This window comes from Achromobacter sp. Root170, from assembly GCF_001428165.1.
Taxonomy (GTDB): domain Bacteria; phylum Pseudomonadota; class Gammaproteobacteria; order Burkholderiales; family Burkholderiaceae_B; genus Achromobacter; species Achromobacter mucicolens.
Genome location: NZ_LMHN01000015.1, coordinates 312213 through 327271 on the forward strand (window position 1 = coordinate 312213; position 15059 = coordinate 327271).

The window sequence follows — 15059 nt, forward strand, 5'->3', positions numbered from 1 at the left end:
TTGTGGCCTGGATGGATATACAGGTGTTGGCGCCGTGCGGCCCGGAGCGGGCGAGGGCCGCGCAGCGCCGGGCGTCACAGAGACGTCGCGCCAAACGTGTCGCACTGCTTGATGCTGCCGCTTTCCAGGCCGCGCTTGAACCAGCGCACGCGCTGCGCGGAGCTGCCGTGCGTAAAGGCATCGGGCACGACGTATCCCTGGCTTTGCTTCTGCAGGCGGTCGTCGCCGATCGCGGTGGCGGCCGCCAGCGCTTCTTCGACGTCGCCGCCTTCCAGGATGTTGCGCGCGGCATCCGCGCGCTGCGCCCACAGGCCGGCAAAGCAATCCGCCTGCAGTTCCAGCCGAACCGACAACGCATTGGCCTGCGACGGGTTGCGCCGGCGCAGTTGGTCCACCTGGTCCGAGATGCCCAGCAGGTGCTGCACATGATGGCCGACTTCATGCGCAATCACGTACGCCTGCGCGAAATCGCCGGGGGCCTTGAACCGGTTCTGCAGTTCGTCGAAGAACGACAGGTCTATATAGACCTTGCTGTCGCCCGGACAGTAGAAGGGCCCCATGGCGGATTGGCCGGTGCCGCAGGCCGTGGGCGTGGCGCCGCGAAACAGCACCAGCTTGGGCTCGACGTACTGGCGGTTCAGTTCCTTCTGGAAGATGCCGGTCCACACGTCTTCGGTTTCGCCCAGGACCTTGGACACGAAGAGGGCCTGGGGATCGTTGGCCGGCGGGGCCGAGGCGGGCGCCTGCTCCTGCACGGCCGGGCCTTCCGCCATGTCCAGGACCACGCGCGGATCGACGCCGAAGTACATCGCCACCAAGGCAAGTACTATCGTGCCTATGCCAATGGTCCCGCGGCCGCCGATTCGTGGGCCGCTGGAACGGCGGTCTTCCACATTGTCGCTCTGGCGCGAATTATCGAGGCGCATACTGGTTCTCCGGGCGGATCGTCATTACCGCCATTTTGCATCGCCGCGCTATTGGGCGGCCTTCAAGGATGTTAGGATAAACCCATGGCTTTGTATTTCTCTGTCCACCCCGCAAATCCCCAGCCGCGGCTGCTCAAGCAAGCCGCGCAATGGCTCAATGACGGGGGCCTGGTGGCAGTGCCCACCGACTCCAGTTACGCCGTCGTCGCCCGCCTGGACGACAAAAGCGCCGCCGACGGGCTGCGCCGCCTGCGCGGACTGGACGAACGTCATCACCTCACCCTCCTGTGCCGCGACCTGGCCGAAATCGGCCACTTCGCCCGCGTCGACAACAAGCAATACCGACTGCTGAAAGCCGCGACGCCCGGCCCGTGGACCTTCATTCTCGAAGCCACCAAGGAAGTGCCGCGGCGCGTGTCGCATCCCTCGCGCAAGACCATCGGCATCCGCGTGCCGGATCACGCCGTCCTCTTGGGCTTGCTGGAACAGGCGGGTTCGCCGCTGCTGTCCACCACGCTCATCCCCAAGGATGAAACCGAGGCGCTGAACGACGCCGAGGAAATCCGCGAGCGCTACGACCACGATCTGGCCGCCATCATCGATGCGGGCGCCTGCCCGCAAGCGCCCACCACCGTGATCGACCTGACCGGCGACGAGCCGGTCGTCGTGCGCCTGGGCCGCGGCGATCCCGCTACCCTCGGACTTGTCTGATATTCCCCCTCGCCACGATGCACGAGACGCGCCGCGCTGGCGCGCGGCTCATCTACAATCCGGTTCGCCATGAATGACATCATCCAAACCATTGCGGTCTACGCGATACCGGTTATCTTCGCCATCACCCTGCATGAGGCGGCGCACGGCTACGTGGCGCGCATGCTGGGCGATCCGACCGCCTACCAGGCCGGACGGGTCAGCCTGAATCCCGCACGCCACATCGACCCCGTCGGCACGCTGCTGGTCCCGGTCGCCATCCTGCTTGCCTCCAAGCTCATGGGCAGTCCCGGCTTGCTCTTCGGTTGGGCCAAGCCGGTGCCCGTGGACTTCGGCCGCCTGCGCCGTCCCAAGAAAGACATGGCCTGGGTCGCGCTGGCCGGACCGGCCGCCAACCTGTTCATGGCCATTTTGTGGGCGCTGTCGCTGCGGCTCTTCATGGAAAGCGGCCTGCACGAAAGCTTCTGGTTCGAAATGGCGGTGGCGGGCGTCAACGTCAACCTGGTGCTGATGGCGCTGAACCTGCTGCCCATCCTGCCGCTGGACGGCGGACGCGTTCTCTTTAGCCTGCTGCCCAATCGCCTGGCCTGGCAATACTCGAAAATCGAGCCGTATGGATTGATCATCGTCATTGTCCTGCTGGTCACCGATGTGCTCTGGTTATTGATGCAACCGGTGCTCGGGCTGGGAACGACGATCGTTCAGTGGTTTCTGTAAGATTCCACCCAATATCCGTTAAACTCAGCGGTTTCACTGAATCAGGCCCTGGGGCAATCCCGCCGCGGGGTTTTGGAGCCCGACATCTATGGCATCCCCTGCTACCGCCGCAGGCGTTAATTTCCAGGGCAGCATGGTGGCCTTGGTCACCCCAATGCAACCCGATGGCAGCCTGGACTACGCTGCCTACCGGTCGCTGATCGACTGGCATGTCCAGGAAGGCACCGACGCGCTGGTGGTGGTGGGCACCACCGGGGAGTCGCCCACGGTCTCCATGGAAGAACACGCGGAACTCATCCGCGTTGCCGTCGAACATGCCGCCGGCCGCATTCCGGTCATTGCCGGCGTGGGCGCCAATTCCACCGACGAAGCCATCCACCTGACCCGCCACGCCAAGGCAGTGGGCGCGCAGGCTGGCCTGTCGGTCGTTCCGTACTACAACAAGCCGTCGCAGGAAGGCCTGTACCGCCACTTCCGCACCATCGCCGAAGCCGTCGACCTGCCCACCATTCTTTACAACGTGCCGGGCCGCACCGTTGCCGACATGAGCAACGAGACGATCCTGCGCCTGGCGCAGGTGCCGGGCATCATCGGCATCAAGGACGCCACCGGCGACATCGCCCGCGGCGGCCTCTTGCTGCGCGAAGCGCCTGCCAGCTTCCAGGTCTTCAGCGGCGACGATCCCACCGCTGCGGCCCTGATCCTGCTGGGCGCGCGAGGCAACATTTCCGTCACGGCCAACGTGGCGCCCAAGCTCATGCGCGACCTCTGTGCCGCCGCCCTCGCGGGCGATGTGCCCAAGGTCCGTGAACTTAACGCGTTCCTGGCGCGTCTGAACAAGGTTTTGTTCGTCGAAGCCAACCCCATCCCCGTCAAGTGGGCGTTGGCCCAAATGGGCCGCAGCGCGCTGGGCTACCGGCTGCCGCTGGTCGAACTGAGCGCGCAGCATCACGCAACGGTGCGCAATGCGCTCCAGGAAACGGGACTGCTCTAAATATCGTGAGGAAACGTATGAACAAGCGTCATGCCGGTTTGTCGGCATTGATGTCTCTGGTGTTGCTGGCCGGGTGCTCCGAGGTCAACCAATTCCTGGGCAATGAAGAATCGGTCGACTACAAGAGCGCGGTAAACCAGCGTGGAGAGCCTCTCAGCATTCCGCCCGACCTGACGCAGGCCAATAGCGATCCCCGCTACCGCGCGCCGGCCTCGGGTTCCACCACCTTCTCTGAATTCCAGCAACAGGGTGTGGCCCAGGCCAGCGCCCCGAAGACCAGCAACGTGCTTCCCAACCGTTCGGACATGCGCGTCGAACGCGACGGCGATCTGCGCTGGCTCGTCGTGGACCGTCCGCCCGAGCAGGTTTTCCCCCGCCTGATCGACTTCTGGACCGAAAGCGGCTTTACCGTCGCCACCAACAATCCCGGTGCCGGCCTGATCGAAACGGACTGGGCCGAGAACCGCGCCAAGATCCCCGAAAGCTGGCTGCGCCAGGCGCTGGGGGCGGTGCTGGAATCGGCGTGGGATAGCGGCGAGCGCGAGAAATTCCGCACCCGCGTCGAACGCGTCAACGGTCACACCGAAATCTACGTCAGCCACCGCCAGATGCTCGAAAAGCGTGTCGGCTCCGACGGATCGCAGGTGCAGTGGCAGAACGGCAAGGAAGACCCGGGCCTGAACGCCGCCATGCTGGCGCGCATGATGGTCTTCCTGGGTACCGACGTCGACAACGCCCGCAAGCTGGTGCAGCAGGCCGAGGCCTCGCCGCAGCGTCCCGCCGTGCAGCAGGACGTCCGAGCCCAGGGCGCGTCGCTCATCGTCAGCGAATCCTTCGACCGCGCCTGGCGCCGTGTCGGCGTGGCGCTCGATGGCGGCGGTTTCGCCGTCGATGACCGCGATCGTTCCTCCGGCGACTACTTCGTCCGCTATGTCGACACCGACACCGGCGAAAAGATGGAACAGCCCGGCTTCTTCAGCCGCATGTTCTCTGGCGACAAGAAGGCGCAGGCTGCTCAGTACCGTATCCACCTGGTGGGCAACGGCGAACAGACGACCGTCTCGGTCCTGGACGCCAACGGTACGCCGGACAGCAGCCCGACCGCGCAGCGCCTGCTGAGCGTCCTGAAGGACAAGATGTAATAGAACCGCCGGGCCGCGCGCTCACGCGCAGCGGCCGTCGGCAGGGCCCCGGGTCGGGTGCCCATGCCCGGCCGGCGGCAAGCGCGGACTTCTCGTCGCTTACGTTCCGGCAAGGCACAAAAAAACCCTGGCATCACATGCCAGGGTTTTTTTTGCGTCTTCAGTGCGGGGGTTCGTGCCTGAAGGATTACGACGCGGGGGTGGTCGAGCCGCCCGGGGTGGTCGAACCGGAGCCAGGCGTCGTGCCCGGGGCCGCCGGTGCGGGCGAGGCCGGCGGCGTGCCGCCAGGTGCGGGCGTGGTGGCGCCGGGAGTCGGGCTGGTCGCCGGCGCCGGGGCATCTTCCTTCTTGTTGCAAGCGCTGAGCGCGACGGCCAGCACCGAGGCAATAATCAAGGTTTTGCTCATCATTATTTGAACTCCTGTAGATGACGACTCTTGAAACCCCGTTAGGGGAAACCAGAACTCAGGCTACAGGAAGGTTCAGGCCGATCGCGTAGGAAAGTTAAATCGTTCGCATCCCAACGGCAACAAACCTTTCAGCTTGGTGTTATGTCTTTCTTGATGTGACCCGGTTTACAGACCTGATTTCTTTCTGTGTGACACGGATACGCGAACGTTTCCAGATACTACTCGGCTCGGTAATGAATCCAGCCCGAGTCCAGCCAATCGGCCAAACATGCCCGTGCTTCGTCGGAAAGACGGGCGCAGGCGGGATGCGCACAATCCAGGCTACGTGAATCGGCCAGCAGGCGCAACGCCGCATCCGCGGGCGTCATGACGGTTTCTCCATTGATGAACAGCTGTTTGCCGCGATAGAGCATGCGGCTGCGGCGGTCCAGCACCAGGCGCCCGGATGCGGGCCAGTCCTCTTCCAGATCCACGTCCATGCCCTCCGGCGCGTCGAACACGCTGAGGTTGCTGGGCTCGGTCAGCCAGCACCCCAGAAAGCGCGACGCCAGCGCGTCGTCAAAGCGCAGCTTTTCCACCGTTTCCAGCGTGGCGGCCACCAGTGCGTCGGGTAGCGCCGCGGGCGTGTCCACGGCCGGCTGGGCCGGATCGCGGTAGACGGCCGACAGCTTCGGGCCGGGCAGGGCGGGCTCGCCATAGGGACCACCCAGAAGGCCCACGCGGGCCATGACCTGGTCCGCGGCCGCTTCCAGGAGGCCGCGTGCCAGCGTCGCCTGCGTCGGCGCCCGGAAACCGATGGAGATCGTCATGCAGCCATCGCCCATGGCAATGCCGTCGTGGGCTGCCTGCGGCGGCAGGTACAGCATGTCGCCGGGCGCCAGCACCGCCTTTTCCTCGGGCTGGAAGTTGCTCAGGATCTTGAGCGGCAAGTCCGGTTCCAGCGACAGGTCCTTCTGGCGGCCATAGCGCCATTCGCGCTCGCCCGCGGCCTGCAGCAGGAACACGTCGTAGCTGTCGAAATGCGGGCCGACGCCGCCGCCGTGGCTGGCGATGCTGATCATCACGTCGTCCAGGCGGGCGTCCGGAATGAACCGGAACTGGGCCATCAGCTCGGCGGCCGCATCGCTGTGCAGGTCCACGCTCTGCACCAGCAGCGTCCAGTCGCCCTCGTTGTCCTTGGGCAGACGCGCAAAGGGGCCGTTTTCCATCTGCCATTCGCCGTTCTCGCGCCAGATGAGGCGCGACTCCACGTCGTCGCGGCGCGCGAGTTTCTTGATGGCCGCGATGGTGACGGGCGGCTTGAACGCCGGAATGGCCTGGCGGATCAGCAGCGGCTTCTTCTGCCAGTAACGGCGCATGAAGTCGTTGGGGCTTTGATTGCCCAGGAGCGCAAGCGGATGGTCGAGGTTCATTGGAGGTGCTTCTTCAAGCGGTAAAGGGCATCCAGCGCTTCGCGCGGGGTGAGGCTGTCGGGATCGATGGCGGAAAGCTCCTCGCGCAGGGAGTCGAGCGCCTCGATGGTGTCTGCGCGTTCGGCCTGCGCATACGCCTGGGCGTCGGCCTCGGCAGCAGCCGAGAACAACCCCAGCTGCGGCGTGGGGGCGCCTTGCGCTTCCAGGCGTTCAAGTTCGCGCGTCGCCTGCCGGATGACGGCGGCGGGCACGCCGGCGCGCTGGGCAACCTGAATCCCGTAGCTGCGGCTGGCGGGCCCTTCGCGCACTTCGTGCAGGAAGACGATGCCGCCCGCCGACTCGGCCGCGGCCAGGTGGACGTTGGCGGCCGTGGGCTGCTCGGCGGGCAGGCGGGTCAGTTCAAAGTAGTGCGTGGCAAACAGCGTCAGCGCGCGATTGTGCGACAGCAGGCGGCACGCAATGGCCCACGCAAGCGCCAGGCCGTCGTACGTGGACGTGCCGCGTCCGATTTCGTCCATCAGCACCAGGCTGTTGGGCGTGCTGGCCGACAGGATGGCCGCGGCCTCCGTCATTTCCATCATGAAGGTCGAGCGTCCACCCGCCAGGTCGTCGGCAGCGCCGATGCGGGTGAAGATACGGTCGATCTTGCCGATCCGGGCGCGCGAGGCCGGCACGAAGCTGCCAATGCGCGCCAGCAGCGCGATCAGCGCCACCTGCCGCATGTACGTCGACTTACCGCCCATGTTCGGGCCGGTGATGAGCAGCATGCGCCGCGCGGGATCCAGACGGCAGCCGTTGGGGGTGAAGCGTTCGATGGCGCGTTCCACCACCGGATGGCGGCCGGCCTCGATGTCGATGTCGGCCTGCTCGGACAGCTCGGGCGCGATCCAGTCGTGGCGCTGCGCGTGTTCGGCCAGCGCGGCCAGCGTATCCAGCTCGGCCAGCGCCGCCGCGCAGTCGGACAGCGGACGCACGTGCTCGGCCAATACGTCCAGCAATTGCTCGAACAGCCATTTTTCGCGGGCCAGTGAGCGGTCCTGCGCGGACAGCACCTTGTCCTCCCAGGTCTTGAGCTCGGGTGTGATGTAGCGCTCGGCATTCTTGAGCGTCTGGCGGCGGCGGTAGTCTTCGGGCACCTTCTCCGTCTGGCCCTTGGTGACTTCGATGTAGAAGCCATGCACGCGGTTGAACTCCACGCGCAGGTTGCTGATGCCGGTGCGCTCGCGCTCGCGCGCTTCGAGCTGGACAAGGAAGTCTCCGCCGTCCGCGGCCAATGCGCGCAGCTCGTCGAGTTCGGCGTCAAAGCCGGCTGCCAGCACGCCGCCATCGCGGATGGCCACGGCAGGCTCAGGCGCGATGGCGCGCACCAGCAGGGCGGCCAGGGTAGGGTCCACGGACAGATGCGAGATCAGTTCGCCGATGCGCGGCGAGGCGGACATTGGTTCGACCAGGTCGGCAAGCGCGGGCAAGGCCTGCAGCGCGTCTCGCAGGCTGGCGAGCTCGCGCGGGCGCACCGACCGCAGCGCCAGGCGCGCGGCAATGCGCTCGATGTCGGGAAAGGCATTCAGGGCGGCGCGCAGCGCTTCCAGCAGACCGGCCGAGCCAAAGGTCTGCTCCACGTCCATGCGCCCGGCCAGCAGCGCCGAAATGGCCTGCTGGCGCGCCAGCGCCTGGTCGTTTTCGCGCAAGGGGTGATGCAGCCAGCGGCGCAGCAACCGGCTGCCCATCGGCGTGCGGCAGCCGTCCAGCAGCGAGAACAGCGTGGGCGAGTCTTCGCCCGACAGCGTCTGCGTCAGTTCCAGGTTGCGCCGTGTGACCGGATCCAGCAGCACGAACTGCCCGGGCCGCTCGGCCGACAGGCTTTGCACGTGCGCCAGTGCCTGCGACTGCGTGCGCGCCGCATAGCGCAGCAAGGCGCCGGCCGCGCAGATGCCGGCCGGCATGTCTTCGATGTCAAAGCCCGCCAGCGTGTCCGTCTTGAAATGCGCCAGCAGGTGCGCGCGCGCGCCGTCGCTTTCGAAGTGCCAGTCCGGCACGCGGGAGCGGGCGCCCTCGAACGGAAAGTCGAACTCCGCGGTGTCGGCGCAAACGATCTCCGCCGGCGCAATGCGGTGCAATTCCGATTCCAGCTGCGCGGGCGCGCATTCGGTCACCCGGAACTCGCCGCTGGCCAGATTCAGCCACGCCAACCCCGCGCGCGGCGCGCGAGCACTGCCGCTGACGCAGATGGCCGCCAGCGCGCGATCCGCCTTGGCCGGCAGAAGGGCGTCGTCGGTCAAGGTGCCGGGCGTCACGATGCGCACGATGCGGCGCTCGACCGGCCCCTTCGAGGCGGCGGGATCGCCGATCTGCTCGCAGATGGCGACGGATTCGCCCATCGCCACGAGCCGGGCCAGGTATTGCTCCATGGCATGCACAGGCAGGCCAGCCATGGGGATGGGCACGCCGTTCGACGAGCCCCGCTTGGTCAGTGTCAGATTGAGCAGCCGCGCGCCACGCTCGGCGTCTTCGTAGAACATTTCATAGAAGTCGCCCATGCGATAGAACAACAGCAACGGCCCGGCCTCGGCTTTGAGGCGCAGGTATTGCTGCATCATGGGGGTGTGGCCCGCGTGGGCGTCGGCGGCGGTATTTTGCAGTGCAGAATTCATGCCCGTGATTGTATCGGGGCGGACAAGTCCCCGCCGAGCCGGGGCGTGGCGATTTGGCGGTGGGTTGCGATTTTTCGCATGACTGCGCACCTGGACGAATGGTGCGCATACGAAACAGGCTGAATCGCGCCGAAATCGGCTGAAATAACCTTCGGAAATGGACGCGCAGTTGCCCGCGACAAATGTCGCTATGGTTGTCGCCTGGCCGCACAACAACGCGGTGAGATGACATCGACCTCCACGCCATCGGGATCAAAATGAAAGTCAAATCCATGCTGTCTTTCGTCGTGCTTTCCTTGCTCGCCGCCGCGGGCGCCCAGGCAGACAACTGCCGGGCCAATTACCAAGGCGGGGAAGATTGCCGGTACGACGATGGCACCACGTCGTCGAGCCGCTCCAACTACCAAGGCGGCTTCGATACGACCTATAGCGATGGCAGGACCTCCACCAGCCGGAAAAACTACACTGGCGGTTTTGATACCCGCTACAGCGATGGCAGCAACTCCACCAGCCGGTCAAATTACACCGGCGGCTACGATACGCGTTATAGCGACGGCTCGTCCTCTTCCAGCCGGAAAAACTACACGGGCGGTTACGACACCCGCTATAGCGATGGCTCATCGTCTTCCAGCCGGAAAAACTACAACGGCGCGCTGGACACCCAAGCCCGGCGTGACAAAGACGGCAAGGCCGATACCCGCCGCCCGGCCGGCGCCCGCTGAATAATGTTTGTGTCTGACACCGGCGACGGCCACCCAGCCCCGCGGGGGCAAGACGCCGTAGCGCGCATGGCTTCCAAGAATGCGTTCAGTGGCATCGCCGGCACATGCGTCATTTAGTAACGGTCATATCTTTGTGGCTGCGAATGACCCATAGTGCGTGCAGGGATATTTTTCCCTGGAAAATCTAGGACTTACATTGAAGATTGAAACTGGTATTGTGAAGTGGTTCAACAACGACAAGGGGTTCGGCTTTATCATGCCGGAGCTGGGCGGTAAGGACCTCTTCGCTCACTACTCTGAGATTCAGGGCAGCGGGCACAAATCTCTTGAAGAGAACCAGCGTGTATCGTTCGTCGCCGGCCAAGGACAGAAAGGTCCGCAGGCGACAATGATCAAACCGATTTAAGAACTGGCTGGCTTGCCTCAAGGCAAGCGGGCTGGCACCTAGCAAGTGGGGCCGAATCCTTTGAAGCAAGGGATTCGGCCCTTTGACTTTTGGACGACCGCGGATTACTTGCTGATCGCATCGCGGAAGTTGAAGACGCGATGGGTTGTTCGGTGGGCGGCTCTTACAATCGCCGTTTCCCATCAATAACCTGCCCAGCCGTGAACGCAAGCGAAAAGTTGAAGGCCTGGGCCAGGCGCATCAAGCGTGACGGTGTGACGCTGTGGTTCGCGGGCAAGCATCCGCGAACGCCGTGGTACGCAAAGGCGCTTGGCGTGTTCGTGGTGGCTTATGCCTTGAGCCCGATCGACCTGATTCCCGACTTCATCCCGGTGCTGGGATATGTCGATGACGTCCTGCTGCTTCCCGTCCTGATCTGGCTGACGATCAAGTTGCTTCCTGCGGATGTCGTTGCCGAATGCCGCCTGCGCGCGGACGAATGGATGCGGGAAAAGGGTGCGAAGCCCAGAAGCCTCCTTGGCGCGATATTGATCGTGGCGATCTGGATATCCTTTGGCGTCGCGGCGTGGCTGTGGTGGGGCGCCCGAGGCGCGTGAGCGGCGCCCCGGCTACGCCAACTTGCAGCCCCAACGCGCCGCCGGGCACAATCGTCCCGACGTGGCGCGTGTGGACGCCGCGGGAGTTTCAACGCCATGCCCGATATTGCCGTTCCTGACGTGCTGGATGCCAGCGAGCGCGTTTCCATTTCAAGCGGCGACCACCAGGCCGAGCTCGCGCCCGGCGGGGGCGGCCGGCTGACGCGGCTGTCCACCGGCGGACACGACTGGATCGTGCCGCTGACCGCCACCGAATGGCCAGCGGGCCGATGGCCGCGTGCCGGATCCTATCCGCTGGCGCCGTATTCCAACCGGATCCGCGATGGCGTCTTCACGTTCAATGGCGCGCGCTACGCGTTGCAGTCCGTGCCCAACCGGCCGCAGGCGATTCATGGCTCGGGGCTGTTCCAGTGTTGGCAGGTCCGCAATCTGACGCCCGACAGTGTCGATCTGGTGCTGGATCAGCCGGCCGGCGTTCTGGGCTGGCCCTGGCCGTTTGAATGCGTGCAGCGCTGGCGGCTGGACAGCCGCGGGCTGAGCCTGAAGATGGCCATCACCAATCGAGGCGACACGCCGATGCCGTGCGGGATGGGCATTCATCCGTATTTCACGGCGCAGCGCGTCGCGCTGCACGCCCGGCGCATCTGGCCGTCGGACGAGAATGGCCTGCCCGCGGGCAGCAAGACGACGACGGTGCGAGAGCTGCGCCAGTCCGCCGAAGGCTGCGACACGTACCTGTCGCAATGGCAGGGCCGCGCGACGCTGCACTGGCCCGACGGCCACGAACTGGCGTTGCATGCCGATCCGGCGTTCGCGCATCTGGTGGTGTACACGGCGCCGGGGGCGGATTTCCTTTGCGTGGAACCGGTCAGCAACGTGGCCGATGCGTTCAATCTGGCGGCGGCGGGCGAGACCCGAACCGGCATGCTGGTGCTGGAACCTGGAGAGCGTTTTGCCGCCACGCTTCTGCTGGGGCTTGCGCCAGCGCGGAAAAAGTGAATGGCAGCTTGGTAAGCGCCGCACCCTGCGGCGATAATCCGCTCAAACCAGAATCAGGAGTCGTTACGTGAAAAAGCTCAGCACCGAACAATTGCAGGCTGCGGTCGAGACGCTTCGCCGGACGCAGGCCAAGCTGGCTCGCGCCGGCAACCTGCCGCTTGAGCCCACCATCTACGCCAGCGCCAAGGGTTTTCGCCGCAACGTGCCCGATTATGTGTGGTCCTGGCTGTCCGGTCTGCTGGCGCCGCACAAGAGCCTGTCTGCCTGGATGGACACGCACCAGCCGGGCTGGCGCGAAGGCAAGACGCCGGCGGCCGCCGTCTATGCCCGCACGGAAAACGGCTGGTTCCAGTGGCTGATCGCCGAACTGGAAGCCGAAATCAACGACCCGCACGCGCGCGCCAAGCGCGAAGGCCGAGGCTGATTGGCCTGATCGCGCCCGGCGCGGCGCGCCGGCGCACGCGATCCCGTTCGGGATCGCCGCGTTTCTAGAACCCTTCCAGCACGATCTTGCCGCGCGCCTTGCCGCTTTCGATGAAGGCGTGGGCGCGGCGCAGGTTTTCCGCGTTGATCTTGCCGTAGTGCTCGCCCAGCGTGGTGCGCAGCGTGCCGTTGTCGATCAGGCGGGCAGCCTGATTCAGCAGTTCGTGCTGCGCGATGAGGTCGGGCGTGTTGTGCAGCGGCCGGGCAAACATGAATTCCCAATGCAGGGAGGCTGACTTGCCCTTGAGCAGCCGCACATCGATCGCGGCCGGGTCGTCGATCAGCGCAATCTTGCCCTGCGGCGCAATCGCTTCGGCCATCTGCGGGAAATGCGTGTCCGTGTGCGTCAAGCCGGCGATATAGCTCACATTGTCAAAGCCGATGCGCTTGAGTTCGCCGGCCAGTGGTTGGGTGTGATCGATGACGTGATGCGCGCCCAGGTCGCGCACCCAGGCTTGGGTCTCGGGACGCGAGGCCGTGCCGATCACGGTCAGGCCGGTGAGCTGTCGCGCCAGCTGCACCAGGATCGAGCCAACCCCGCCTGCCGCTCCGATGACGAGCAGGCTGCGCTGGCTGGGCGCGGCATTATCCAGGACCCGCAAGCGGTCGAACAGCAGTTCCCACGCGGTGATCGTGGTAAGGGGCAGGGCGGCCGCCTGCGCAAAATCCAGGCTCTTGGGCATGTGGCCGACGATGCGCTCGTCCACGACATGGCGTTCGCTGTTGGCGCCCGGACGGGTCAGGGCGCCGGCATACCAGACGCGGTCGCCCGGCTTGAAGAGGCTGGTGCGCGCGCCGACCGCGCGCACGATGCCGGCGGCGTCCCAGCCGATGATTTCGGGCTGGCCGTCCTTGGGCTTGCGGTTGGCGCGGATCTTGACGTCCACTGGGTTGACCGAGATGGCGTGCACGTCCACCAGCAGGTCGTGGTCGCCCGGCACGGGTTCGGGGGCGGTGATGTCCTGCAGGGCGTCGGCGTTGTCGGCGGGCAGGTTCTTGAAGTAGGCAATGGCTTTCATGGCGGGAGCATCCGGCGGTTCAGGGGTTCAGATGATGGAGCGGACCACGCCGCCGTCCACGCGCAGGGCCGCGCCGTTGGTGGCCGACGCTTGGGTCGAGCAGGTGTAGACGACCATGTTGGCCACTTCTTGCACGGTGGCCAGCCGGCGCAGCAGCGAGGTGGGGCGATGCTGGGCGATGAAGTCCTGCTCCATCTGCGCTTGCGAGACGCCTTGCTCCTTGGCCATTTCCGCGAAGAAGTCGGCGACCCCGTCGGACCGGGTGGGGCCGGGCAGCACGGCGTTGACGGTGACGTTGGTGCCCGCGGTCAGCTCGGCCAGGCCGCGCGAGACCGCGAGCTGGGCGGTCTTGCTGACGCCGTAGTGGATCATCTCGGGCGGGATCTGCACGGCGGATTCGCTGGAAATGAACACGATTCGGCCCCAGTTGGCAGCCAGCATGCGCGGCAGGTAGTAGCGCGACAGCCGGATGCCGCTCATGACGTTGGTGTCCATCATGGACTGCCAGTCGTCGTCGGTGATTTCGGTGAAGGACTTGGGCGTGAAGGTGCCGGCATTGTTGACCAGGATGTCCACGTCGGGATGCGCGGCGCATACCGAGGCGGCGCCGTCCGCGGTGGCCAGGTCCGCCTGCACGGTCGTGACCTGGGCGCCTGCAACTTGCTGCGTGACGGTCTCAGCGGCTTGCGCCAGCTTGGTTGCATTGCGGCCGTGCAGGACGACCTGCGCGCCGGCCTCGGCCAGTCCAATGGCAATCGCCAGCCCAATGCCGCCGGAGGATCCGGTGACAAGCGCCTTCTTGCCGTTCAGTTCGATTTTCATGCGGGGACTCCTTGCGTGTCGGGGGAATGAATGCATGATTACCCACTCCGCACCGATGAAAAACGGGCTAGCATCGCAGGCAGTTTCAATAAATTTTTGAAAATGAGGCCAAATTGGTCCGATTCGAGGATTTGAAGATCTTTGTCGCCGCGTCGGATCTGGGCAGCTTTTCCGCCGCCGCGCGTGAGCTCGACCTGACGCCAGCCGTGGCAAGCGCCGCGCTCAAGCGGCTGGAAGAGGCGTTGGAAACGCGGCTTTTCGTGCGCTCAACACGTAGTCTGCGTTTGACCAGCGATGGCGAACGCTACCTGGAGTATGCGCGCTCGGCGCTATCCACCCTGGAAGCCGGCAAGAACGCAATGGCGCGCGACAAGACGGACATTGCCGGCACCTTGTCGGTATCGATCCCGTCCGACCTGGGCCGCCACGTGCTGCTGCCGTGGCTGGACGAATTCCAGCGCCAGCACCCGCGCGTCAACTTCCAGCTACGCATCAGCGACCGGCTGGCGGACCTGTACCGGCAACCGGTCGACATCGCCGTGCGTTACGGCACGCCGAACGATTCCAGCCTGGTCGCACTGCCGCTATCCGAACACAACCGGCGTGTCGTATGCGCGGCACCCGCGTACCTTGCGCGGCATGGCGTGCCGCAAACGCCGGCAGACCTGCGCCGCCACAACTGCCTGTCGTTCGTGCTGGGCGAAACGCTGCACGATCGCTGGACCTTCGAACACGAGGGGACCAGCCTCACCATTCCGGTCAAAGGCGATCGCGTGGGCGACGACGGTGACCTGGTGCGGCGTTGGGCGCTGGCTGGGCACGGCATCGCGTACAAATCGCGCTACGACGTGCTGAGCGACTTGCGCGCGGGCCGACTGGTCGAACTGCTGGCCGGCTATGGCAGCGAGCCGTCGCCGCTCTATCTGCTGTGCGTGCACCGTATGCTGCTATCGCCCGCGGTGCGGCGCTTGCGGGAATTTCTGCAGGAACGGTTCAAGGCATTCGAGGCGGGCTAGCCGCACGTTCAGGAATTGCTGCGGTATCGCCACG

General features: G+C 65.4%; 16 protein-coding genes. 10 read left to right on the plus strand and 6 right to left on the minus strand.

Features of this window, described 5'->3' with window-relative positions:
- Window positions 1-74: 74 nt before the first annotated feature.
- Window positions 75-926, minus strand: a complete 852-nt coding sequence (locus ASD87_RS15815; RefSeq protein WP_056323391.1) for a neutral zinc metallopeptidase — start codon at window positions 924-926, stop codon at window positions 75-77.
- A gap of 84 nt (window positions 927-1010) precedes the next feature.
- Here ASD87_RS15815 and ASD87_RS15820 point away from each other — a divergent pair, with 84 nt between their 5' ends.
- The 4 genes from ASD87_RS15820 (at window position 1011) to bamC (ending at window position 4490) form a co-directional block, all read left to right on the plus strand.
- Complete coding sequence (locus tag ASD87_RS15820) at window positions 1011-1637, plus strand: L-threonylcarbamoyladenylate synthase (RefSeq protein WP_056323394.1); 627 nt, start codon at window positions 1011-1013, stop codon at window positions 1635-1637.
- A gap of 69 nt (window positions 1638-1706) precedes the next feature.
- Complete coding sequence (locus ASD87_RS15825) at window positions 1707-2354, plus strand: site-2 protease family protein (RefSeq protein WP_056323397.1); 648 nt, start codon at window positions 1707-1709, stop codon at window positions 2352-2354.
- A gap of 88 nt (window positions 2355-2442) precedes the next feature.
- Window positions 2443-3348 carry a 4-hydroxy-tetrahydrodipicolinate synthase gene (dapA, locus tag ASD87_RS15830; RefSeq protein ID WP_056323399.1) on the plus strand — a complete coding sequence of 302 codons (906 nt, stop codon included), beginning with the start codon at window positions 2443-2445 and terminating at the stop codon, window positions 3346-3348.
- A 17-nt stretch (window positions 3349-3365) separates the two neighbouring features.
- Window positions 3366-4490: an outer membrane protein assembly factor BamC gene (gene bamC, locus ASD87_RS15835; RefSeq protein WP_056323402.1), complete on the plus strand. Its 1125-nt coding sequence runs from the start codon at window positions 3366-3368 to the stop codon at window positions 4488-4490.
- 187 nt (window positions 4491-4677) lie between these two features.
- On the opposite strand, the gene ASD87_RS26630 is transcribed toward bamC, so the two are convergent.
- From ASD87_RS26630 to mutS, 3 genes are all read right to left on the minus strand, one after another.
- Window positions 4678-4899 carry an endopeptidase gene (locus ASD87_RS26630; RefSeq protein WP_081101139.1) on the minus strand — a complete coding sequence of 74 codons (222 nt, stop codon included), beginning with the start codon at window positions 4897-4899 and terminating at the stop codon, window positions 4678-4680.
- 218 nt (window positions 4900-5117) lie between these two features.
- Window positions 5118-6311 carry a cupin domain-containing protein gene (locus tag ASD87_RS15845; RefSeq protein WP_056323404.1) on the minus strand — a complete coding sequence of 398 codons (1194 nt, stop codon included), beginning with the start codon at window positions 6309-6311 and terminating at the stop codon, window positions 5118-5120.
- A complete protein-coding gene (gene mutS, locus ASD87_RS15850) occupies window positions 6308-8962 on the minus strand; it encodes a DNA mismatch repair protein MutS (RefSeq protein WP_082586311.1) in 2655 nt (884 codons plus the stop codon). Before mutS ends, ASD87_RS15845 begins: the two co-directional genes overlap by 4 nt.
- Window positions 8963-9219: 257 nt before the next feature.
- On the opposite strand from mutS, the gene ASD87_RS15855 reads away from it, so the two are divergent.
- The 5 genes from ASD87_RS15855 to ASD87_RS15875 all read left to right on the plus strand — a co-directional run bounded on the left by ASD87_RS15855 (window position 9220) and on the right by ASD87_RS15875 (window position 12109).
- Window positions 9220-9684, plus strand: coding sequence for a hypothetical protein (locus ASD87_RS15855; RefSeq protein ID WP_056323407.1), 465 nt, complete (start codon window positions 9220-9222; stop codon window positions 9682-9684).
- A gap of 196 nt (window positions 9685-9880) precedes the next feature.
- Window positions 9881-10090: a cold-shock protein gene (locus ASD87_RS15860; RefSeq protein WP_056323411.1), complete on the plus strand. Its 210-nt coding sequence runs from the start codon at window positions 9881-9883 to the stop codon at window positions 10088-10090.
- 200 nt (window positions 10091-10290) lie between these two features.
- Window positions 10291-10686 (plus strand): YkvA family protein, encoded by a 396-nt coding sequence (locus ASD87_RS15865; protein WP_056323414.1) that lies wholly within the window; start codon window positions 10291-10293, stop codon window positions 10684-10686.
- A 96-nt stretch (window positions 10687-10782) separates the two neighbouring features.
- The gene (locus ASD87_RS15870; protein ID WP_056323416.1) at window positions 10783-11685 is read left to right on the plus strand and encodes an aldose epimerase; all 903 of its coding nucleotides are present in this window, start codon (window positions 10783-10785) and stop codon (window positions 11683-11685) included.
- A gap of 67 nt (window positions 11686-11752) precedes the next feature.
- On the plus strand, window positions 11753-12109 hold the full coding sequence (locus tag ASD87_RS15875; RefSeq protein ID WP_056323418.1) for a hypothetical protein: 357 nt from the start codon (window positions 11753-11755) through the stop codon (window positions 12107-12109).
- Window positions 12110-12173: 64 nt separating this feature from the next.
- Here ASD87_RS15875 and ASD87_RS15880 read toward each other — a convergent pair whose 3' ends face one another.
- Both ASD87_RS15880 and ASD87_RS15885 read right to left on the minus strand, forming a co-directional pair.
- The gene (locus ASD87_RS15880) at window positions 12174-13187 is read right to left on the minus strand and encodes a zinc-binding alcohol dehydrogenase family protein (RefSeq protein WP_056323421.1); all 1014 of its coding nucleotides are present in this window, start codon (window positions 13185-13187) and stop codon (window positions 12174-12176) included.
- A 27-nt stretch (window positions 13188-13214) separates the two neighbouring features.
- Complete coding sequence (locus tag ASD87_RS15885; RefSeq protein ID WP_056323424.1) at window positions 13215-14009, minus strand: SDR family NAD(P)-dependent oxidoreductase; 795 nt, start codon at window positions 14007-14009, stop codon at window positions 13215-13217.
- Between the two features lie 113 nt (window positions 14010-14122).
- Here ASD87_RS15885 and ASD87_RS15890 point away from each other — a divergent pair, with 113 nt between their 5' ends.
- Window positions 14123-15025 carry a LysR family transcriptional regulator gene (locus tag ASD87_RS15890; protein ID WP_056323427.1) on the plus strand — a complete coding sequence of 301 codons (903 nt, stop codon included), beginning with the start codon at window positions 14123-14125 and terminating at the stop codon, window positions 15023-15025.
- Window positions 15026-15059: the final 34 nt, after the last annotated feature.